Genomic DNA, 22,230 nt, shown 5'->3' on the forward strand with positions numbered 1-22,230 from the left:
TTGCGTTGGGCGGGGGAGCGTTGATCCAACAGCGCCGCCGCAGCCACCTGTTCGGCGTTGGCAGTGGTGATCGGACCCACGGGTGAGTCGGGATCGTCGGGGTTGTTCATGCCGGGTTTGGCCCACGAGTCGAGCACCGCATCGAGGCGTGCGCGGGCGATCGGATCCAAATCCGCGGTCAACCGCGACATGAGTTGCGCGTTTTGCCGGTTCACCCACAAGCGGCGTCGACGTTTGCGGTCTTTCGGGTTGGTGAGCGTCCCATCCGGATCCAGATGCGCCAACAATCGTGAACCCAAATTGGTGATTTCGGCGGGGGTGAACTGGACCGCATACCCGGCCATCTGTGCTTCGGCGGCAGCTTTCGTCTCCGCCGACACCTCACCGGGGATCGCCTCCAACACCTCCAACACCGCGCGGACGTGTGCGCCAGCGACCCGACCTTCCACGACGTAGCCGGCCAAAGTCGGACACGACGGTGGGAGTCGGTCGCCGCAGATCGTGGTGAACGATCCGGTCGCGGCGATCACCCGATGCCGGGCGGCCGGATCGCCAATATGCAGACGTTGTCCCATGAAATTCCGAATATCGCGGAAACCCAACGAGTGGGGCAGATCCCGGTCAGAGGCCTCCACGACCAAGCGATCCGTGACCGCGCCCGCCGTCCGCAACGCCAGGCGTTCGGCCTCAATCGTGGCTTCGACGAGCACGTCGTCGGACACCAACGACACATCCACGGCAGCCAACTCATCCAACACCGCAGCGAGGCGTGACAGTTTCTCCGCCACCACCGCATCCGCAGACCCCACCGCCGCCGTGGCCAAAGCCGAAGGCGCACGGCCGTTTCCACTATCGCTGTTGCTGTTCACGTGCCGCCACCCCCGCCCCACGTCGTGTCGAATATGTGTTCTACACTACCCGACAATACGGACAACGTCGAGGAAAAATCGAACAATATTTCGATCGTGTGGATACCGCTCGATCGGAGAAATTCGATCGGAGAGAAGGGCGTCGCCCAGTTCGTGCGGTCGACTACGTCGTCTTTCGCACGAACTGAGCAACGACGACAGCGGTCAGCGGAACGATGTGGTGACCCGCTTGGTCACGCCCGCCACGACGCCCTGGTACTTCGACGCGACGAGGCGCACCCAGACGTCGAGCACGATGGCGTCGGCGCCGATGAGCACTCGCGCCTTGTTCTTCTTCACGCCCTTGATGATGGTGTCGGCAGCCGACGACGCCGAGGTGCGCGCGAGGTACTTGTCGAAGAACTTGGCGAAGTTGGCCTGGTCGTAATCGTCGGCGACCGTCGCGTTGCGGGCGATCGCGGTCTTGATGCCGCCAGGATGCACGCAGGTGACGCGCACCGGGTGCTTGGCGATCAACATCTCCTGATTGAGCGACTCGGTGAACCCGCGAACGGCGAACTTCGCCGAGTTGTAGGCCGCCTGGCCAGGCTCGGACAGCAGACCGAACAGCGACGACGTATTGACGATGTGGCCGTCGCCCGACGCGATGATGTGTGGCAGGAAGGCCTTCGTTCCGTTGACGACGCCCCAGAAGTCGACGTCCATCACGCGCTCGATGTCTTTGAACTCGGTGCGCTCGACCTCGCCGTGGTGCGCGATGCCCGCGTTGTTGAAGACGACGTTGACCTTGCCATAGTGGGCCATGACCGTGTCGGCGTATTCGAGGACCGCCTCACGCTCTGCGACGTTGAGCAGTTGGGCGTGCACCGGTGCGCCTGTCTCGGCGACGAGTTTCTCCGTCGTGGCGAGGCCATCGGGGTTGACATCGGAGATCGCCAGCTTGGCGCCCTGTTGGCCCAGCTTCACCGCCAGTTCGCGGCCCATGCCCGAGCCCGCACCGGTGACGACGACGACCTTGTCGCGAAAGTTCTTCATGGTGTTCTCCTGTGTGTGTTGGTGCGTGCGAGATCCGGCGTGCACGCGGATGAAGTCGAGATCAGGCGCGGGTGCTCGCGAGCACGGGCGGGGTGTCGGTCGCCGACGAATCGCGAGCGACGTCGTATGCCGCGACATCGAATCGTCGGGTCTGCTTGCGGAAGTTGAACGTGAAGCCCGGCCACAGCGTCGTGATGTTGCCGTTGTCGTCGGCGTACCAGGAGGCGCAACCACCGTTGACCCAGACGCTGTTGCGAAGCGCGTGCTGAATGCCGGTGTTGTACCCGCGTTGCGATTGCTCGTCGACGTCGACGCGCGTGATTCCCTGTGCGCGAACGGTTTTGAGATAGTCGACCAGGTAGTTGAGCTGCGACTCGATCATGTACACCATCGAGGTGTGTCCGAGTCCGGTCGCCGGTCCGACCATCAGCATCATGTTCGGGAAGCCGTGGACGAACGACCCCTTGTAGCCCTGCATTCCGTTCGTCTCCCACGTCTGGGCGAGCGATCGTCCCTCGGCGCCGACGATGCAGTCGAACACGGGCGAATCGGTGACGTGGAAGCCTGTCGCGACGATCAACACGTCGATCTCGCGCTCGGTGCCGTCCGCGGTCACGATGCCCGACGGCGTCACGCGTGCGATGGGGTCGGTGACGAGGTCGACGTTGGGTCGATCAAGTGCCGGGTACCAGGCGTTCGATCGCAGGATTCGCTTGCAGCCGACCTGGAAGCGGGGAGTGACCTTGTCGCGCAGCTTACGGTCACGGATTCCGCGCGCGATGTTGGCGCGCGCGACGAGTTCGACGGGCTTGAGCGCGGTACGCGAGTGCGTCAGACCGAAGGCGATGAACTCGTTGAAGGCGTACACCCCCGCGCGACCGGCGCTCTGCACGATGGGCGCGTTCTTGAACAGCCAGCGCTCGACCGGGGTGTAGGGCCGCTCGGTACGCGGGACGATCCACGGCGCCGTGCGCTGGTAGACGTCGAGGTGGGCGACGCGCTTGGCCACCTCGGGGACGATCTGGATGGCCGACGCACCGGTGCCGATCACGGCGACGCGCTTACCCGAGAGCTCGACGTCGTCGTCCCAGCGCGCGGAATGCATGACCGTTCCGCCGAACGATTCGATGCCGTCGATGTCCGGAAGATTCGGTTCGCACAGCGGGCCAACCGCGCCGATGAGGTGCTGCGCCCGGTACGTCGTCACAGCAGACGAGTCGGGGTCGGTTCCGGCGGGCACCGTGTCGATCAGCCAGTGCTGGTCCGACTCGCTCCACGCGGCACGGGTGACCTCGACGCCGAACCTGGCCTTGTCGCGCACGCCGAAACGATCCGCGACGTCGTTGATGTACCGGTGGATCTCGGGCTGATGAGAGTACGAGCGTGACCATTCGGGATTGGGGGCGAACGAGTACGAGTACAGGTTCGACGCGACGTCGCACGCGGCGCCGGGGTAGGTGTTGTCACGCCAGGTGCCGCCGAAGTCAGCTCCGCGATCGAGGATGACGTAGTCGGTGAAGCCGTTCTGGCTCATCTTGATCGCCGCGCCGAGGCCGGAGAACCCGGCGCCGACGATCGCAACCTCAACATTGTGCGTTGTCATGCTCCTCACGTTAGGGGCCTATTGAACATTAGTCAATAGCGTATTGAACGCTGGTCAATAAGTCGCCTAGACTGTGTCTGTGACCCAGTCGAAGCGCACCAGGATGAGCCCGGAGGCCCGACGCGACCAGCTCATCGCGCTCGGGCTGCAGATGGTGTCGGAGCGGCCGCTCGACGAGGTGTCCATCGACGCGATCGCCGAGGTCGCCGGTGTGTCGCGCGCACTGCTGTTTCACTACTTCGCGTCGAAGCAGGAGTTTCACGTCGCCATCGCGAAGGCGCAGGGCGAGGAGATGTTGCGGCTGACAGCGCCCGACGAGACCCTCGACGATCCGCTCGCCATCCTGTGGAGCTCGTTGTCAGCGTTCGTCGACTACGTCAGCGAGCATCGCAGCGCCTACACCGCATTCCTGCGCGGCGCGTCGAGTACCGATCCGGCGATGCGCGCCGTGATCGACGGCACCAGGGCGGTGATGGCCGAGCGCATCCTCGATCACGCGCCTGCGCTCGGCGTCGAGGTCACCCCGGCGGTCCGACTGGCGACATTCGGGTGGATCGCCTTTGTCGAGGAGGTCACGATCGGCTGGCTCACCGACGGGGAGATCACCCGCGACCAACTGCTTGCCGTGATTTCCTCGTCCCTGCCTGCCCTTGTCACGACCCTCACCGATCTTCCGGCGCACTGAACCAGGCGTATCAGGGACCCCAGAAACCCCAGTTGCCGCCGGTCGGGTCTCCCGGGAACGGTGGCCGTTGACTCGGATCCGAGAGCCCTTGTGCGCGTCGGAATTCACGAAACTCCCGAGCCTGCCTGCACGCCCGTCGGTACATCAGAGCCAAGGGCGTCAAGACGACGACGAGCACTGCTACAACTATCAGACCGGCCATGACTACTGATGATCCGCCGACGTCGGTGCAGGTGGAAGGCCTGCGTCGTGCGTTCGTCGTACGGGAATCCTCGGGGATCAGCCGGTTCGACGCCGCATCTCGCGGAGCAGGGCAGCGGTCGCCGGTGACGGGGGTTCGCGCCAGATGATGCCGAGCGTGGATCGCGCGGCAGGGTCGGTGATCGGCAGGCTGACGGTGTCTCGCCACGAGGCTGCGGTGCTCTCGCTGAGTACGGCGACGCCGAGCCCGCGCGTGGTCAGCATGTGCGCAAGTGACGGCGTTGCGACCTCCCAGCGGGGAACCCGAGCGCCTCGCTCACGTGCCAGCAGGGCGTCGAGTGCTGTGCGGGCGCCGGTGCCGCGGGTGAGCGAGATGAGGTCGGCGCCTGCGATCTCCTCGGGTCCCACATCGGCACGCGTCGCCCACGGATGATCTCGCGCGACGACGGCGTGCAGCGCGTCGTCGACGATGATTGTGGTGTGCACGTGCTGGGGCGGCTCGCCCGACCACGCAGCGATCGCGACGTCGAGCTCGCCCGAGTGCACCCCGTCGATGAGCGTCGTCGAGATGGCTTCACGGACCGAGATGTCGACCCCGGGGTGATCGTGGTGCATGCTCGCGATGGCGTCGAAGATGGGCTGCCAGGTGAGTCCGCTCACGGTGCCTACCCGCAGTGTCCCTGTGGTGAGGCCGCGCAGATCGTCGGCCAGAGCGACGACCGCGTCGACTCCCTCGACTGCCCCGCGAATGGCGGGCAGTACTCGCTCTCCTTCGCTCGTCAACGTCACGCGTCGGGTGGTGCGCTGCAGCAGTGCGATCCCCAGTTCGTTCTCGAGCTTGCGAATCTGAGTGCTCACACCCGACTGGCTGATGTGCAGAGTCGACGCTGCAGCGGTGAACGATCCGGTGTTGACGACCGCGAGGAGGTAGCGGAGCTGATGCAGTTCCATGACTGGCAATGATAAATGCCATAAGAAATAGATGTTGGACAGATTAATCGCCGCCGAGCAGTCTGGAGTGCGAACACCCACTGACCGATGCTTCGAAAGGGAGAAGAGATGACTGTGGACACAACTGCGCAGGCCGATACGGCGATCACCAGGGATGCGGCGACAACCTACTTCGACGCATGGCGCGCAGGCGATTTCGACCGGTTGCGTTCGGTTCTCGCCCCCGACGTCGACTTCGTCGGTGTGATGGGGACGGCACGCGGAATCGACGAGTGCATTGCCGGTCTGCGCGGGATGTCGGAGCGCCTGATGCGCGATCTCGTCTTGCACGCGCGTGTTGTGGACGGTGCCGATGCGATCACGTGGTTCGACCTGGTCACCGACAACGCATCACTACCGACGGCGAACTGGAGTCACGTCGAGAACGGCCTGATCACGCGGATTCGCGTGACATTCGATCCGCGTCCGCTCTCGGAGAGCTGACCGCTCAGTCTTCCGCTGGGACCTATGTGAGTTTCCGACGTTGATCGACAAACGAGCGAGGGCCGCACCCGTTTCGGGTGCGGCCCTCACTCGTTGCTATTCGACGCCTCAGGCAAACGCCTCGTCGAGGATCTCCTGCTGCTCGACGGCGTGCACCTTCGACGAGCCCGAGCTCGGTGCAGACATCGGGCGACGCGAGATGCGGCGCAGACCCTTGAGGAGGTTCGGCAGCATCTCGGGCAGCCACAGTCCGAGGAACGGCCACGGTCCCTGGTTGGCGGGTTCGTCCTGGACCCACACGAAATCGTCGGCGTTCGGGTACTTCTCGAGCGTCTCCTGGAGACGACGATGCGGCACGGGGTAGAGCTGCTCGACGCGGACCACGGCGATGTCGTCGCGGCTCTCCTTGTCCCGACGGGCGGCGATCTCGTAGTAGATCTTGCCGCTCACCAGCAGGACGCGCTTGACCTTGCTGCGATCACCGTTGTCCTTCAAGAACTTCGGATCGTCGATCACCGAGCGGAACTTGTCGTCGGTGAAATCCTCGACAGGGCTGACGGCAGCCTTGTTGCGGAGCATCGACTTCGGCGTGAACACGATCAGCGGACGGCTGATCCCGTCGAGCACGTGCCGACGCAGCAGGTGGAAGTAGCTCGCAGGCGTCGACGGCTGCGCGACCGTCATCGAACCCTCGGCGCACAACTGCAGGAACCGCTCGATACGTCCCGAGGTGTGGTCGGGGCCCTGGCCCTCGTGGCCGTGCGGCAGGAGCAGCACGACGTCGGAACGCTGACCCCACTTGGCCTCGCCCGAGCTGATGAACTCGTCGATCACCGACTGTGCGCCGTTGACGAAGTCGCCGAACTGCGCTTCCCACAGCACGAGTGCGTCGGGGTTGCCCACCGAGTAGCCGTACTCGAAACCGACCACCGCGAACTCCGAGAGCGGCGAGTCGTAGACCATGAAGCGGCCTTCGGAATCGGCGTCGCCGTCGAGCGGTGCGAGGTGATTGAGCGGTGTGTACTCGGAGCCGTTCTCCCGGTCGATGAGGACCGAATGACGCTGGCTGAACGTGCCGCGTCGCGAATCCTGGCCGGACAGGCGGACGGTACGTCCCTCGAGCACGAGCGAACCGAAGGCCAGCAACTCGGCGAACGCCCAGTCGACGTGGCCGTCGCGGCTCATCTCATGACGACGCTTGAGCACAGGCTTGACGCGCGGGTGCGGCGTGAAGCCGTCCGGTGTGTCGTAGAAGGCGTCGCCGATACGCTCGAGAACCGTCTTGTCGACGGCGGTGACCAGCTTCTGCGGCAGTGGCTGGTCGTCTTCGACGGACTCGCTGGGCTCGGGCGTGAACTTCTCGAGTTCCTTGACCTCGTTGAAGACACGTTCGAGCTGACCCTGGTAGTCGCGAAGGGCGTCCTCGGCCTCCTTGGTCGAGATGTCGCCACGACCGATCAGAGCCTCGGTGTAGGACTTGCGGACGCCACGCTTGGTGTCGATCACGTCGTACATGGCCGGCTGGGTCATCGACGGATCGTCGCCCTCGTTGTGTCCGCGACGGCGGAAGCAGACGAGGTCGATGACAACGTCCTTGTGGAAGGCTTCGCGGTAGTCGACCGCCAGCTTGGCCACCCAGACGCACGCCTCGGGGTCGTCGCCGTTGACGTGGAAGATCGGGGCACCGATCATCTTCGCGACGTCGGTGCAGTACTCGCTCGATCGGGAATGCTCGGGAGCCGTGGTGAACCCAACCTGGTTGTTGACCACGATGTGTACGGTGCCGCCGGTGCGGTAACCGGGCAGCATCGCGAGGTTGAGGGTCTCGGCCACAACACCCTGGCCGGCGAACGCGGCGTCGCCGTGCAGCATGAGCGGCATGATCGAGAACTCACGCTCTTCGGGTAGCTGGTCCTGCTTGGCGCGGACGAGCCCTTCGAGAACCGGGTCGACCGCTTCGAGGTGGCTGGGATTCGCGGTGAGCGAGACGTTGATCTCGTTCTCGCCGAACATCTGGTAGTACTTGCCCTCGGCGCCGAGGTGGTACTTCACGTCACCGGACCCGTGCGCCTGCGACGGATTCAGGTTGCCCTCGAACTCGGTGAAGATCTTCGAGTAGGGCTTGCCGACGATGTTCGCGAGCACGTTGAGGCGGCCGCGGTGCGGCATGCCGATGACGACCTCGTCGAGCGAATACTCGGCGCTCTGGTCGATCACGGCGTCCATCATCGGGATGACCGACTCCGCGCCCTCGAGCGAAAAGCGCTTCTGCCCAACGTATTTCGTCTGGAGGAAGGTCTCGAAGGCCTCGGCGGCATTGAGCTTGGACAGGATGTACTTCTGCTCGGCGACCGGCGGCTTGACGTGTTTGATCTCGACACGCTCCTGAACCCAGCGCTGCTGCTCCGGTTCGAGGATGTGCGTGTACTCGACTCCCACGTGTCGGCAGTACGCGTCGCGCAGGATCGAGAGCACGTCACGCAACTTCATCGTGTCCTGGCCGTGGAAGCCGCCGACCTTGAAACTACGGTCGAGATCCCAGAGGGTCAGGCCGTAGGTGAGGATGTCGAGATCAGGATGCGATGTGCGCGCGTAGCTGTCCATCATCAGCGGATCGGTGTCGGCCATGAGGTGCCCGCGGTTGCGGTAGGCCGCGATCAGCTCGAGTACCCGCGCGTTCTTGTCGACGACGCCTGCGGGGATGTCACGACGCCAACGGATCGGCTCGTAGGGGATGTGGAACGCGGTGAACAGCTCGTCGTAGAACGCGTCGTCGAGGAGCAGTTCGTGGATCCTGCGAAGTAAGTCGCCCGACTCGGCGCCCTGGATGATCCGGTGATCGTAGGTGGACGTGAGCGTCATCAACTTGCCGACACCGAGTTCGGCGATCTGCTCGTCGCTCGCGCCCTGGAACTCGGCCGGATACTCCATCGCACCCGCACCGATGATGGCTCCCTGGTTCTTCATCAGGCGCGGCACGGAGTGCACGGTGCCGATGGTGCCCGGGTTGGTCAGCGAAATGGTCACGCCCGCAAAGTCTTCCGCGGTGAGCTTGCCGTCGCGCGCACGGCGCACGATGTCCTGGTACGCCGAGTAGAACTCGGCGAAACCCATTGTCTCGCAGTTCTTGATGGCGGCGACGACGAGCGAGCGGTTGCCATCCTTACCGACGAGGTCGATCGCCAGACCGAGGTTGGTGTGCGCAGGGGTGACCACATTCGGCTTGCCGTCGATCTCGGCGAAGTGGCGGTTCATGTTCGGGAACGCCTTGATCGCCTGGACGATCGCGTAGCCGAGGATGTGGGTGAAGCTGATCTTGCCGCCGCGGGTGCGGGCCAGATGATTGTTGACGACGATGCGGTTGTCGATCATCAGCTTGGCCGGGATCGCACGAACGGACGTGGCGGTCGGGATCTGCAGCGACGCCGTCATGTTCTTGGCAACGGCGGCCGAGGCGCCGCGTAGAACCTTCTCGGTGTCTTCGGCGGGTGCTGCGTCCGTCGTCGTCGACGCGGCCTTGGCCGACGCAGGCGCCTTCTGTGACCGCGACGATCCGTCGCGGCTCGCAACGCTGTGACCCGACGCGGCCTTGGTGGCTGTCGACTCGCGGGCGGGGGAGTTGGTGGTGGTCGGACGCGGGGTCGGCTCCTGGTCGAGAGTGACCTGACGGGGTGCGGCCTTGCCATTCGACGAGGCGCTGCCGTTGCTGCTCGCGGCTGCGGTCTTCTTAGGGGCTGCGGTGTTCGACGCACCGTTGCTGTGTGCGGTTCCCGATCCGTTGCCGGACGCCGTGTTCTTCGCGGGCGCGGTCTTGGTCGATGCGGTCTTGGTAGTCGCTGCGGTTGTGGACTTGGCCGCAGACGATGCCCCCGCAGATGCTGCTGACGTGCCGTTGGACGAGCCATCGTCGCCGGGCTTGTAGTCCTTCAGCAGATCGTGCCAACTCGGGTCGACCGAGTTCGGGTCTTCTTTGAATTGCTGGTACATTTCGTCGACCAGCCACGTGTTTTGTCCGAAATCTGATATCGAACTGCTCACAGCGGTATCTCGCCTCAATTCCCTCTGGTGTCGGGTCGCTCGCTCGCGTCGTGGAGTCCCTTGTGAAGATTACGACGCACCACCTGCTCATGGTACGCGCGCGACGTTGCGCCCCGTGTACCGACCGCGCCGACGTCACACCCGGTTGCGGTCCCGACCCGCGACCCTGGTGAGCAACGTCGATCGTCAGACGCGATCGTCGCCTTGAGCAGGCTCGATACCGTCGACGTCCGAATCGACACCTGCATCCCAGAACGCGCGGTACCTTCCACCCAACGACAGCAACTCGTCGTGTGTTCCCAACTCGACGATGCGTCCGTTGTCGACGACGGCGATCCGATCGGCGCGCGCCGCGGTGGCGAGTCGGTGGGCGACGATCACCGAGGTGCGTCGGCGGGTGACCGTCTCGCCCGCCGCGAGCACCAGCGCTTCGGTGGCCTGGTCGAGGGTCGCGGTTGCTTCGTCGAGAAGCAGGAGGTCGGGGTCGACTAGTTCGGCCCGCGCAAGCGCGATGAGTTGACGTTGGCCCGACGACAACCCGCCGCCGCGTTCGCCGACCTGATGGCGCATCCCGCCGTCGAGTCCGGCGATGACATCGGTGGCGCCGACAGCGAGTGCAGCGGCCGCGATCTGTGTCCGGTCGGCGTCGGGTCGGCCATAGGCGATGTTCTCGGCGACGCTACCGGTGAACAGGTGTGGTTCCTGGGGTACGAGCCCGATCCGATGTCGGTAGTCGAGCAGTCCGAAGTCGCGGATGTCGGTCCCATCCATGCGCACCTCACCGCTGGTGGGGTCGTAGAAGCGGGCGAGCAGTTTGACGACTGTCGACTTGCCCGCCCCCGTGCGACCGACGAGCGCCAGTGACGAACCTGCCGGGATGATCAGTTCGACGTCGCGCAGCGCGTCGGCATGAGCGCCGGTGTACCGGAACCCGACGTCGTCGAGTTCGATGTCGCCGTCGAAACCGTTGGCGGGCACCGGTATCCGATCCTCGCGTGACTCCAGCGAGCTGCGTGTGCGGAGGAGGTCCGCGATGCGTCGAAGCCCCACGACTGCCTGCTGATAGCCGTCGAAGACCTGAGAGAGCTGCTGCACCGGTCCGAAGAGCAACGAGAGATAGAGGATGAAGGCGACGAGTGTGCCCGCCTGCATCGTTCCGGTCGAGATGCGATGTGCACCAACGGCGATCGCCACGGCCGTCGCGACGTCGGACATCAGCGTGATGAATGGGAAGTACACCGAGATGGCCCGCTGCGAACGCATTCGTGCGCGCACCCATTCGACGGTGCGATCGGTGAAGCGGGTCATGGCGATGTCGCTGTTGCGGTAGGTCTGTGTGGTTCTGATCCCCGCGATGTTCTCTTGGAAGTCGGCGTTGACCACGCTCACCAGTTCGCGCGAGCGGGTGTACGCATCCGCGGCGACCCGTCGGAACGCGATGGTCGCGGCGATCATGATCGGAAACACGGGCAGGATGATCAGTCCGAGTTCGATATCGGTGAGCAGCAGTGCGACCGTGACACCGACGAGGGTCAGCACGGCGACGATCGCCGAGGTCAAACCTGTCTGCAGGAACGTCGATAGCGCGTCGACATCGGTGGTCATCCGCGTCATGATGCGGCCCGACAGTTCGCGCTCGTAGTAGTCGAGGCCGAGTCGTTGCAGGTGCGCGTAGCTGCGCACCCGGAGGCCGAACAGGACGCGCTCGCCTGCGCGTGTCGACGTCAACGTCATCACGGCGCCGACGATCCAGCCGAGCGCGACCAGTCCGACACCGAAGGCCGCGACCTCCCACAGGCGCGCTTCGTCGGCGCGGCCCGCGGCGTCGAGAACCGCACGGGCCAACGACGGAAAAGCGAGGCCGATGAGCGTGTCCAGCGAGATGCAGACGATCGCGGTGATCAGCAGCAGGCGGACCGGCGAGAGTATGCCCCACAGGCTGAACTGTCGGTTCTCACGACGTACCGACGCGGTGTCGACTCGGGGATCCTCGTCGGCGGGCGGCAGGGCGTCGACGGCCCGGAGCAATGCGGGCGTCGCCTGCATCGAACCGAGCGCGCTCGCCACACCGCCTCCGCGACCACTCGGTCCGCGACCCGGTGGTGGGGCGATGCGCGACATCGTCGACGCCGCGCTGACGTCTGCCGCCGGTGTCGATCCCGGATCGGCCGGTGGCCACAGCCGGTCCATGAGTGCGTCGTCGGCCGACGCAGGTGCCGTCGGCTCGGCGTGAGGTGTCGTGTCGCGCTGCGCGACCAACGCGCTCGACGACTCGACGACCACGCCGGTCATCAAGGCACGGAAGCGCGGACTGCGGGCATCGAGTTCGGCGACGGTTCCGATGTCGGTGATCCGCCCATCGTCGAGAACGGCCACCCGGTCGGCGAGCATCAGCGTCGACCGTCGATGCGCGAGGACCAGCATCGTCGGCCGGGCATCCCCGCCGCTGCGCAGGTCACGCAGGATGCGCGATTCGGTCGTGGCGTCGACGGCAGATGTTGCGTCGTCGAGCACGAGTACGCGTGGGTCGGCGTACAGCGCACGGGCGAGCGCGATGCGTTGTCGTTGGCCTCCCGAGAGGGTCAGGCCACGCTCGCCGACGATCGTCTCGAATCCGTCGGGGAGGGCAGTGATGAACTCGAGCGCGTCGGCGCGGGCTGCGGCGTCGACGAGGCGTGGGTGTGGCGAGCCGTCTGGCAGCGTGCGTGCATCGGCGGGAACGCCGAGTGCGATGTTGGCGGCGATCGTGTCGGAGTAGAGGAACGGTTCGTCGAAGACGACGGCGACCGCGGAATGCAGACTCTCGGCGGAGAGCGTGGCGACGTCGTGGGTGCCATCGGTCGAGACCAGTGACACCTCGCCGGCGGTCGGGGAGAGGTAGCGGCTGGTCAATTCCGCGATGGTCGACTTCCCGGAGCCGGGTGGTCCGACGATCGCGACGCACTCGCCGGGAGCGATGTCGAGGTCGATCTCGTGCAGGACGGCCTTGTCGCCGAACGCGAAGTCGACGTCGTCGAAGCGAAGTCCGAGAGCGCCGTCGGGCAGTGTGCCGGTCTGTCGGTCGCCGGGGTCGGTCGGTTCGTCGATGACGTCGTAGACACGGTCGACGGCCGCGCGAGCCAACTGTCCACTGACCACGACGTTGGTCAGCAGGCGTGCCAGTGACGTCATCGTGGCGACGTAGGTCGCGAACGCGAGGAAGGTGCCCGCGGTGATGGTGCCGCGCAACGTCAGCCACCCGCCGAGAGCGATGACCGCGACCATGCCCAACTGGGGTATCGCCGCCATGGTCGGGGCAAACCGCGCGTTGATCTTGGCTGCGCGCAAGCGTTTTGAATAGAGGTCGCGCGCGAGGCCGACGAGTTCGTCGACGGCGCGCGACTCCTGACCGAATCCCTTGACCACCCGCACGCCGGTCACGGTCTCCTCGACGTGCTGTGCGACGTTGGCCGCAGATTGCTGCGCCGACCAGGTAGCGGCGAAAAGCTTTCTGCGCGTGGTGAAGACGACGATTCCGACGACGGGAATGATGCTCAACGCGACGACCGTCAGCAGCGGCGACAGATAGGCCATGATCCCGATCGCGATCACCACCTGAACCGCGGCACCCGCCGACAACGGGACCACGGCCAGCAGTCCCTGCACGATCTGCAGGTCCGAAATCGACCGCGAGACAACCTGTCCCGTGCTGATGCGTGACTGAGCGGCACCGTCGAGATGCAGCAGCGTGTGCATCAGGCGGAGTCGCAACGCATTCTGCACGCTGATCGACAGTTGTCCCGCGGTGAGCCTGCGCCCGAACTGACAGGCGTAACGCACGACCGCCAACACAAGCAGCGCCGCGACTACCACCGAGATCGTCGCGCCGCCGCGTTGCGCTCCGGTCGCGTGATCAATCGCAGCCTTGGCCAGCAGGGGCGCGACGAGGTCGACGGCAACGGCAACCAGAGTCACCGCAAGAGTGACGACCACCAATCTGCGATGTCGCCAGCATTCAGTGGAGAGTCGACGAATCCAGCCGGTGCGCTGCGCGGAAGTCGGATTGTCGGTGGGTGGGGCATCTCGGATCGGGGCCGGGCTGTCCGTGAGGGAGCCGGTCACCGATCCCCGGCGGGCAGGCCGGGTTCGGTGACGACGCTCCCGTCGACGACATCGCCATGCCACGACTTCGGCGCCGGACCGAACGCCTCGCGTGCGTTGAGGACGACGCGACGTCCGAGTGCGCGGTTTCCGGCACCGCCGACAACGGCTCCGATACCTGCAGGCATCAGCTTCCCGAAGATGAGCGGCGCGCGCTTGATCGCATACTTCTTGACGATCTTGTTCATCAAAGTGGTGTTCAGTTTCCCGAGGCCACCACCGGGGATGGCTGCGGTTCCGAGTCGACGCAGTGCGCCACCTCGGGTGCCGATGAGGCGGCCGAGCGCTGCGACGCCCTCCTCACCGAGAGCCACCGCCAGGACGAGCGTCTTTCGTCGCTCGGACTGCTCGACGCCGATGCCGTGTACCTCGGCGACGGCCAGTGCGAACAACGCTGAGGCTTCGAGGAACAGGGCGGTCTCGCCCGTCATCGCGGTCAGCGCCGTCATGGTGCCGACCCCGGGGATCGCCGCGGTTGCGCCGACCGCGCTACCCGTACCCATGACGGTCCGCAGGAACTGCTTCTCCAGCCTCCGGATGATCTGCTCCGGCGACTCGTCTGGATGCGCCTTACGCAGCGCGTTCACGTACTTCTTGACCGCCGGAGCCTGGAGGCGCTGAGCCTTGTCCAGCAGGCCCCCGGTCACCTCGACCGCCTTCGCGGGAGGCTTCTGTTCGGTTCGTTTGGCTTCGGTCATGGCAGTGGTACCCAATCCTGTTCTGGCACGACCTCATTCGGCCGCGGTGGGGGTGGTGGCGTCCCGTCTCCGAAGGGGCTGCCCCCGAGCTCGTCGCGATGGTGAGGAGTGAGCCAATTCCTCAGGTCCGGGCCGTCGGGCACGATCCCGGTGGGATTGATGTCGCGGTGGACGAGGTAGTAGTGCTGCTTGATCTGTGTGAAGTCGACGGTGTCGCCGAAACCCGGAGTCTGGAAGAGATCTCGCGCGTACGCCCACAACACAGGCATCTCCGACAGTTTGCTCCGATTGCACTTGAAATGCCCGTGATAGACCGGATCGAATCGCGCAAGCGTCGTGAACAGCCGGACGTCTGCCTCGGTGATGGTGTCGCCCGCCAGGTAACGCTGCGCTGCCAGGCGTTCGGTCAGTTCGTCGAGTTTGGTGAAGAGCCGGTCGTAGGCCTTGTCGTACGCCTCCTGACTGCCGGCGAATCCGCAGCGGTACACGCCGTTGTTGACCTCGGTGTAGACACCCTTGCTGACGGATTCGATCTCGTCGCGTAGGTGCTCGGGGTAGAGGTCGGGCGCCCCCTCGCGGTGATAGTCGGACCACTCGACCTCGAAGTCGACGGTGATCTGCTTGAAGTCGTTGGTCACGACCTCACCGCTGGGGACGTCGACGATCGCCGGGACGGTGATGCCCTTCGGATAACCGGGGAACCGCTTCTCGTACGCGTCTTTGAGACGTGGAATCTTCAGGACGGGGTCGACGCCGCCGGGGTCGAGGTCGAACGTCCACGAGTCCTTGTCGTGGGTGGGACCGCACAGTCCCAACGAGATCGCATCCTCGAGACCGAGGAGTCGTCGAACGATCAGGGTGCGGTTGGCCCACGGGCACGCGCGCGCCGCCACGAGTCGATACCGACCTGCCTCGACCGGATAGCCGTCGCGACCATCGCGCGTGATGCGGGTCTCGATGTACTGCGTGTCGCGGACGAACTCCTGCCCGCTGGTGACATAGGACGCCTGCGTGCCTGACTGGGCTTGTGTGCCTGACTGGGCGGGACTCATGACTCCACAGTAGTGATCGCCACCGACGGTTGGCACCCGTTATTCGGCGCGGTATATTCCACCCGGAATATTTGGCAGCGAGAAAGGGGGCCACGCCGTGACTGTGACGCGACCGTTGGCTCCGCAGGCGATCCTGGTGCTCGGCCTGGTTGCCGAACGGCCGATGCACCCGTACGAGATGTTCCAGACCACGATCGAGCGCGAAGAAGACCGCCTCACCAAGATTCGTCCCGGCACGCTCTATCACACCGTCGACCGCCTGGCCGCCGACGGACTCATCGAGGTCGTCGAGGTCCGTCAGGAGGGCAACCGACCGCAGCGGACCGTTTACGCGATCACCGAAGCGGGCAGGGCCGCGCTCGCTGCGAGCCTCGAGGCGATTCTCGAACGTCACCCCGTCGAATATCCCGAGCTCTACCTCGCTCTGTCCGAAGCGCATTCGTTGCCGCGACAGCGGGTTGTCGAACTGCTTGAACGACGTATCGATGCGATGCGCGCAGATCGTGAACGGGTCGAGGTGGCGGCAGAGGCAGCGCATGCACGCGGAGCGGTCGAGATGTTCTACCTCGACGTCGGGTGCCGCCTGGCAACTCTGCAAACGCAGATCGATTGGCTTGTCGATCTCGTCGGGCGTCTGCGTCACAACGACATCGAGTGGATCGACGACCCCGGCTCGACGTGGCGCACGAAGCACACCACCACGCCGTCACCACCTCAATCCTCCCCAGCACAGAACTCGTCCCCAGCGCAGGATTCGTCCACACCTCAGAAAGTGCAGAACTCATGACCGCTCCGGCATTCAAGTCGGTGACCAACCGACCGTGGCTTTCGCTCATGTCCCTGTGCGTCGGCTTCTTCATGATCCTCGTCGACATGACGATCGTCGCCGTCGCACAGCCGCAGATCCGTGCGGCGCTCGATACCGACGTCAACGGCATCGTCTGGGTGACCAGCGCGTATCTGTTGACCTACGCTGTGCCGCTGCTGATCACGGGCAGGCTGGGCGACAAGTACGGACCCAAGACCGTCTACCAGGTGGGCCTTGTGGTGTTCACCGCCGCGAGCGTCTGGTGCGGGTTCTCCGGCTCGATCGGCGAACTGATCGCAGCGCGCGGACTGCAGGGCGTCGGAGCCGCACTCATCACGCCGCAGACGATGGCCATGATCACGCGTATCTTCCAGCCCGAAAAGCGTGGTGCGGCAATGGGTGTCTGGGGCACCATCGCCGGTGTGGCAACGCTGGTCGGCCCGCTGCTCGGCGGCGTGCTGACCGACAACCTCGGCTGGGAGTGGATCTTCTTCGTCAACCTCCCCGTCGGCATCATCGGCCTGATCCTCGCGGCCGTGCTCGTGCCCGAGGTCGAGAAGCACGACCACTCCTTCGACTGGGTCGGAGTCGTACTGTCGGCAATCGGTCTGTCCGCCTTGGTGTTCGGTATTCAAGACGGTGAGAAGTACGACTGGGCGCCGTGGATCTGGGCGCTCATCATCGTGGGCGTCGTCGTGTTCGCGCTGTTCATCTTCTGGGAGTCGCGAGTCAAGACCGAACCGCTCGTTCCGCTCTCGTTGTTCCGTCAGCGCAATTTCTCGTTGTCCAACATCGGTATCGCCTCGATGGGCTTCGCGATCTCCGGTCAGATGATTCCGGCCATGTTCTTCCTGCAGCTCGTCGGCGGCATGACGCCCACGCAATCGGCGTTGGTCATGGTGCCGATGGCGATCTTCACCGGCATCCTCGCACCGATCGTCGGGCGAGTTCTCGACCGCGTGCATCCCAGCCTCATCATCTCCACGGGTCTGTTCCTGGCATCGATCTCGCTGTTCTGGATGGGCAGCATCGCGCGGTCGGCGACCCCCGTGTGGCAGCTGATCCTGCCGCTGGCGCTGATGGGCATCGCGTCGGCGGGTATCTGGGCGCCGCTCGCGGCGACCGCAACCCGCGACCTCCCCTGGTACCAGGCTGGTGCGGGAGCAGGCGTCTACAACACCACGCGAATGATCGGCTCGGTGATCGGCGCGGCTGCTGTCGGCGCACTGATGCAGACGAGACTGGCCGCGAATCTGCCCGGCATGGACACCGCGTCGAACAACGACAGCGCCAAGCAGTTGCCGATCGAGGTCTTCGGTCACCCCGTCCGTGAGCCGTTCGCGCTCGCAATGGGACAGACCCTCTATCTGCCCGCGGCGGCATTGCTGATCGGCGTCGTCGCAACGCTGTTCCTCAAGCGGCCGGCGACGCAGCGTTCGTATCCGCCTGCGGCAGAAGCCAAGGCCGCAGCGGCCGCCGAAGGTGCGGTGGAAGAGGCCGGGGCAGCGTGACGGCATCCGGGGCGGGCTGACGCGCCTCCCCGGATCTGTCGGTGGCAGATCGTACGGTGTTTCCCATGCGAATCCTGCACACCTCCGACTGGCATATCGGCCGAACCTTCCACGGCGCCGACCTGCTCGATGACCAGCGCGCGTCGCTGCGTCACCTCGCAGACGTCGTCGCCGCGGAATCGGTCGATGTCGTCGTGGTGGCGGGCGACGTCTTCGACAGGTCGGTGCCCTCGGCCGACGCCGTCCGCGTCTACGACGACGGCCTTGCCGCGATTGCGGCCGCCGGTGCCGCGATCGTCGTGACCTCCGGCAATCATGATTCGCCGACACGTCTGGGTGTCGGATCGGGCTTCGCCGCAGCCGGTGGTCTGCATCTGCGCACCTCGGTGGCGTCGATCGCCGACCCCATCGTCTTCTCCGACGAACACGGAGACGTGGCGATCTACGGAATCCCGTACCTCGAACCCGAGGTCACGCGAACCGAACTCGGCGTCGACGACGCGCGCGGACACTCCGATGTGCTCACCGCGGCGATGGAACGCATCCGCGCCGACCTCGCCGGGCGCGACGCACGCTCGGTGGTGATTGCGCACGCGTTCGTCGTCGGTGGGCTCGCCACCGGATCCGAGCGTTCGATCAGCGTCGGGGGAGTAGAAACCGTTGCGGCCGAGGTGTTCTCGGGGGTCGACTATGTCGCGCTAGGCCACCTGCACTCGCCGCAGGAACTCACGCCAGCGGTTCGCTACAGCGGGTCGCCCATCCCGTACTCGTTCGGCGAGAACACACACCACAAAGCGGTGTGGCTCATCGACCTCGACGCCGACGGTGTGTCCGACGTCCGTCGCCACGATCTGCCGATCGTGCGCGGTCTCACGTCGCTGCGGGGCACGCTCGACGAGTTGCTGACCGACGAGTCGCTGTCGATTGCCGAAGACGACTACGTCGAAGCGACGCTGACCGATGCGGTCCGCCCGGTCGACGCGATGCGTGTTCTGCGACAACGGTTTCCGCATGCCGTGCACGTGCAGTGGCAGCGTCCCGACGCCGAGAACAGCGTCGACTACCGCTCTCGGGTGCGCGGTCGCAGCGATGCGGAGATCATCACATCCTTCGTCACCGATGTACGCGACAGGCCGACTACCCGTGAGCGGGCGCTTGTGGAAAGCGCGCTACGCGCTGTCGTCGGCGAGCCGGAGCAGGTCGCATCCTGCGAGCCGTTGGCGCTCTTCGAGATCGACGCGCCGGCAGACGGCCACCGGGTGGCAGAGTCGGCATGAGACTTCATCGGTTGCGCATGAGCGCGTTCGGGCCGTTCGCCGACGATACGGCGATCGACTTCGACGCGCTCGGAGCCGACGGCCTGTTCCTGCTGCACGGGCAGACGGGTGCAGGCAAGACGACGGTGCTCGACGCCGTCGCGTTCGCGCTCTTCGGCAGGGTGCCCGGCGCCCGGAACGAGGCCAAACGTCTGCATTCCGATCACGCTCCGGCAGAACAGGTTCCGCAGGTCGAGGTAGAAGCGACGATCAACGGCCGCCGATTCCGCATCATCCGGTCGCCCGAGTATCAGCGCCCCAAGAAGCGGGGGACGGGGACAACAAAGGTCCAGGCGAAGGCGACGCTCGAGTGGGTCGACGGGTCGGGGGTGGCACTCACCCGGTTGCCCGAGATCGGCGAGACCGTGAGCGAGCTCCTCGGCATGAGTGCCGAGCAGTTCTTCCAGGTCGTGCTTCTCCCGCAGGGCGACTTCTCGCGGTTTTTGCGCGCACCCAACGAAGAGCGAGAAGCGTTGTTGGAGAGACTTTTCGACACCGAGCGATTCGGTGACGTCGAGGAGTGGCTGCGCGAGCGTGCGCGAGAGAGTGCAGCGGCGCTCGACGCAAAGGCGGCGTCGATCGACCGCATCGCCGCACAGATCGGGGCCCTGGCCGACGTCGAGGCACCCATTGAGCCCGACATGGCCTGGGCGCAGAAATGCCTCGACGACGCTCGCGAGGCAGAACGCCGCGACGCCACGGCGTTGGCGGAGGCGCGCGACGTACTCGACGCCGCGCAGCAGTCATACGACCGCGGCAGAAAGATGATGCACGACAGGCAGCGTGGACTCGCCGCGCGGTCACGCATCGAACAACTCGACGCCGCCGAGCCCGAACTCGATGTCGCCGAGAAGGCACTCGCCGCCGCGCGTCGCGCGGCGCCCGTGGTCCCCGTGCTCGCCGATCACGAGCAGGCGATCGCCAACGCCCGTGCTGCCGATGCACTCCGTGCGGCAGCGGAATCGGCCGTGTCCGAGCATGCGGTGTCCGAAGAGGTGGAGGCGGCGTGGGCGCGCGAGTGCGACGACACCGAGTTGGCCCGCGCGATCGACACCTGGGCGGCGGAGTCGGGTCGGCTCGAACCGCTGGTGCGCAGGACACTCGAACGTCCCACGCTGATCGCTGCGATCGGCGCAGCTGAGGCCGAGGTCTCGGCTGCCGCCACCCGCACCGTCGAACTCGACGACGCGCTCGCGGCGCTGCCGGAGCAACGGACCGCAGCTATCGCTGCCCTGCACGATGCCCATGAGCAGCGTGCCCGGATCGAGACGCTGCGCAATCAGCAGGCACAGCAGACGTCGATTCTCGAGGCCATCGATGAGCGCGACAAACTCGAGGTTGTACTCAGTCGTGCCGAGCGCGCTGTCGCCGACGCACACTCGGCGCACAATGACGCACGGACCAGACTGCTCGACCTTCGCGAACGTCGCCTTGCCGGGATGGCGGCCGAACTCGCGTCCCAACTCGTCGACGGCGAGCCGTGCACCGTCTGCGGCTCGCGCGAGCACCCCGCACCCACGACGAGCGATCCAGGCGATCATGTGGGCGACGCCGACGAGGCGGCGGCTGCTGACATCGAACACCGCGCCTCCGCCGAGCTGACGCGTGCGCGCTCGTCGCTGGACACCTATCGCGAGCGAAAAGCCAATCTGGACAAGATGATCGGTGATGCGGAGCGCGAGTCCGTATGCTCCGATCGCGACGATACGGTCAAGCGGCGCACGAAAGCCGAACACGCCGCGGCGTCGGTCGACAAGCTGCAGCGCGTCGTCGACGAATTGGACGGGCGGACCAGCACATGGCAGGCCGAACGATCGCAGATTCAGGCGCGGCGGGCTGCGGCGTCCGTGCGTCTGGACTCCCTGCGTGGCGAACTCGAGTCGCTCGACGCGGAGGTCTCGACGGCAACCGGAGGCCGGGGCGATGTCAGCGGCCGCCGGGCCGAACTGGCCGAACTGTGTCGCTGCGCGACGGCTTTGCGAGATGCGCGTGCGGAGGTGCGCCGTGCCGGAGAGTGGGCGACACAGGCGGCGAGCCGCGCCGCGTCCGCGTGCGACGAAGCGCAGTTCGCCGACGAGACCGCGGTGCGAGCGGCGATGGCGACGGACGAGCAGATGGGGGTCTGGGAGTCGTCGCTGCGCAAGGCGCACGGCCTGAGAGTCGAGGCGCAGGGCACGCTCGACGACGACGACGTGCGTTCGGCGCTGGCAACCGAGCCCGTCGGCCTGGCTCACCTCGAGACCACGCTCGAGACGGTGCGCGCCCGCTGCGACGCCGCGTCCGGCGCTGCGGCCGTCTCCACGCGGCGAGCGACCGGGCTGGCCGATCACGTCACCCTCTACTGGGAGGCGCTGACCGATTTCGAGCCGATTCGTCTGCGGCAGAAGGAGATCCACGATCTCGCCGAATTGGTGAGTGGACGAGGGCAGAACGCGAAGCGAATGACACTGCGCTCGTACGTCCTCGCGGCACGCCTCGAAGAAGTCTTGGTCGCGGCGTCGGATCGACTTCGGCACATGTCCTCTGGCCGTTACGAATTCGCACACTCCGATGCCGGAGGGCCGCGGGGGCGTCGTGGCGGTCTCGGTATCGAGGTGCGCGACGAGTACACGGGTGTCACGCGTGCGGCGACAACCCTCTCGGGTGGCGAGACGTTCTTCGCGTCCCTGGCGCTGGCACTCGGACTTGCCGACGTCGTGTCGAGCGAAGCGGGCGGCCGTGTGCTCGACACGATGTTCATCGACGAGGGGTTCGGCACCCTCGACCCGGAGTCCCTCGACCTGGTGATGGGCGTGCTCGACGAATTGCGTTCGGGCGGCAGAGTTGTTGGCTTGGTCAGC

14 protein-coding genes are annotated in these 22,230 nt (G+C 65.7%); 6 read left to right on the forward strand and 8 right to left on the reverse strand.

The features are described 5' to 3' along the window. From A5766_RS10590 to A5766_RS10600, 3 genes are all read right to left on the reverse strand, one after another. On the reverse strand, nt 1-869 hold an 869-nt coding region (locus A5766_RS10590), incomplete at its 3' end, for a DUF222 domain-containing protein (RefSeq protein ID WP_156527440.1). Nucleotides 870-1,073: 204 nt separating this feature from the next. After that, nucleotides 1,074-1,904, reverse strand: coding sequence for an SDR family NAD(P)-dependent oxidoreductase (locus tag A5766_RS10595; RefSeq protein WP_005205775.1), 831 nt, complete (start codon nt 1,902-1,904; stop codon nt 1,074-1,076). 61 nt (nt 1,905-1,965) lie between these two features. Next, the gene (locus A5766_RS10600; RefSeq protein ID WP_005205774.1) at nt 1,966-3,507 is read right to left on the reverse strand and encodes a flavin-containing monooxygenase; all 1,542 of its coding nucleotides are present in this window, start codon (nt 3,505-3,507) and stop codon (nt 1,966-1,968) included. A 103-nt stretch (nt 3,508-3,610) separates the two neighbouring features. Here A5766_RS10600 and A5766_RS10605 point away from each other — a divergent pair, with 103 nt between their 5' ends. Continuing rightward, nucleotides 3,611-4,192 carry a TetR/AcrR family transcriptional regulator gene (locus tag A5766_RS10605; RefSeq protein WP_005205773.1) on the forward strand — a complete coding sequence of 194 codons (582 nt, stop codon included), beginning with the start codon at nt 3,611-3,613 and terminating at the stop codon, nt 4,190-4,192. A gap of 279 nt (nt 4,193-4,471) precedes the next feature. Here A5766_RS10605 and A5766_RS10610 read toward each other — a convergent pair whose 3' ends face one another. Further along, nucleotides 4,472-5,344 carry a LysR family transcriptional regulator gene (locus A5766_RS10610; protein ID WP_064904688.1) on the reverse strand — a complete coding sequence of 291 codons (873 nt, stop codon included), beginning with the start codon at nt 5,342-5,344 and terminating at the stop codon, nt 4,472-4,474. Between the two features lie 108 nt (nt 5,345-5,452). Between A5766_RS10610 and A5766_RS10615 the strand changes: the two genes are divergently transcribed. Next, a complete protein-coding gene (locus A5766_RS10615) occupies nt 5,453-5,827 on the forward strand; it encodes a nuclear transport factor 2 family protein (protein WP_005205771.1) in 375 nt (124 codons plus the stop codon). Between the two features lie 108 nt (nt 5,828-5,935). Here A5766_RS10615 and A5766_RS10620 read toward each other — a convergent pair whose 3' ends face one another. From A5766_RS10620 to A5766_RS10635, 4 genes are all read right to left on the reverse strand, one after another. Then, nucleotides 5,936-9,814 (reverse strand): multifunctional oxoglutarate decarboxylase/oxoglutarate dehydrogenase thiamine pyrophosphate-binding subunit/dihydrolipoyllysine-residue succinyltransferase subunit, encoded by a 3,879-nt coding sequence (locus A5766_RS10620; protein WP_064904690.1) that lies wholly within the window; start codon nt 9,812-9,814, stop codon nt 5,936-5,938. A gap of 237 nt (nt 9,815-10,051) precedes the next feature. Beyond that, entirely contained in the window at nt 10,052-13,966 is a 3,915-nt protein-coding gene (locus A5766_RS10625) for an ABC transporter ATP-binding protein (protein WP_039855518.1), read from the reverse strand. After that, nucleotides 13,963-14,703 carry a hypothetical protein gene (locus tag A5766_RS10630; RefSeq protein ID WP_005205768.1) on the reverse strand — a complete coding sequence of 247 codons (741 nt, stop codon included), beginning with the start codon at nt 14,701-14,703 and terminating at the stop codon, nt 13,963-13,965. The genes A5766_RS10625 and A5766_RS10630 overlap by 4 nt, the downstream gene beginning before the upstream one ends. Further along, nucleotides 14,700-15,755, reverse strand: a complete 1,056-nt coding sequence (locus tag A5766_RS10635) for a glutathione S-transferase family protein (RefSeq protein ID WP_005205767.1) — start codon at nt 15,753-15,755, stop codon at nt 14,700-14,702. Before A5766_RS10635 ends, A5766_RS10630 begins: the two co-directional genes overlap by 4 nt. A 97-nt stretch (nt 15,756-15,852) precedes the next feature. On the opposite strand from A5766_RS10635, the gene A5766_RS10640 reads away from it, so the two are divergent. The 4 genes from A5766_RS10640 to A5766_RS10655 all read left to right on the forward strand — a co-directional run. Then, complete coding sequence (locus A5766_RS10640) at nt 15,853-16,542, forward strand: PadR family transcriptional regulator (RefSeq protein WP_005205766.1); 690 nt, start codon at nt 15,853-15,855, stop codon at nt 16,540-16,542. Next, a complete protein-coding gene (locus A5766_RS10645) occupies nt 16,539-18,074 on the forward strand; it encodes an MFS transporter (protein ID WP_005205765.1) in 1,536 nt (511 codons plus the stop codon). Before A5766_RS10640 ends, A5766_RS10645 begins: the two co-directional genes overlap by 4 nt. A 65-nt stretch (nt 18,075-18,139) precedes the next feature. After that, complete coding sequence (locus tag A5766_RS10650) at nt 18,140-19,351, forward strand: exonuclease SbcCD subunit D (RefSeq protein ID WP_064904693.1); 1,212 nt, start codon at nt 18,140-18,142, stop codon at nt 19,349-19,351. Next, nucleotides 19,348-22,230, forward strand: a 2,883-nt coding sequence (locus A5766_RS10655) for an AAA family ATPase (protein ID WP_064904695.1), incomplete at its 3' end; no start/stop codon positions are given. The genes A5766_RS10650 and A5766_RS10655, both read left to right, overlap by 4 nt.

Source organism: Gordonia sp. 852002-51296_SCH5728562-b (assembly GCF_001665475.1).
GTDB lineage: Bacteria > Actinomycetota > Actinomycetes > Mycobacteriales > Mycobacteriaceae > Gordonia > Gordonia sputi.

Excerpts from the sequence above, each read along its gene's own strand:
- A5766_RS10620 (WP_064904690.1), bottom strand. The coding sequence starts at position 9,814 with ATGTACCAGCAATTCAAAGAAGACCCGAACTCGGTCGACCCGAGTTGG.
- A5766_RS10650 (WP_064904693.1), top strand. The coding sequence starts at position 18,140 with ATGCGAATCCTGCACACCTCCGACTGGCATATCGGCCGAACCTTCCAC.
- A5766_RS10600 (WP_005205774.1), bottom strand. The coding sequence starts at position 3,507 with ATGACAACGCACAATGTTGAGGTTGCGATCGTCGGCGCCGGGTTCTCC.
- A5766_RS10645 (WP_005205765.1), top strand. The coding sequence starts at position 16,539 with ATGACCGCTCCGGCATTCAAGTCGGTGACCAACCGACCGTGGCTTTCG.
- A5766_RS10610 (WP_064904688.1), bottom strand. The coding sequence starts at position 5,344 with ATGGAACTGCATCAGCTCCGCTACCTCCTCGCGGTCGTCAACACCGGA.
- A5766_RS10615 (WP_005205771.1), top strand. The coding sequence starts at position 5,453 with ATGACTGTGGACACAACTGCGCAGGCCGATACGGCGATCACCAGGGAT.
- A5766_RS10605 (WP_005205773.1), top strand. The coding sequence starts at position 3,611 with ATGAGCCCGGAGGCCCGACGCGACCAGCTCATCGCGCTCGGGCTGCAG.
- A5766_RS10595 (WP_005205775.1), bottom strand. The coding sequence starts at position 1,904 with ATGAAGAACTTTCGCGACAAGGTCGTCGTCGTCACCGGTGCGGGCTCG.
- A5766_RS10635 (WP_005205767.1), bottom strand. The coding sequence starts at position 15,755 with ATGAGTCCCGCCCAGTCAGGCACACAAGCCCAGTCAGGCACGCAGGCG.
- A5766_RS10630 (WP_005205768.1), bottom strand. The coding sequence starts at position 14,703 with ATGACCGAAGCCAAACGAACCGAACAGAAGCCTCCCGCGAAGGCGGTC.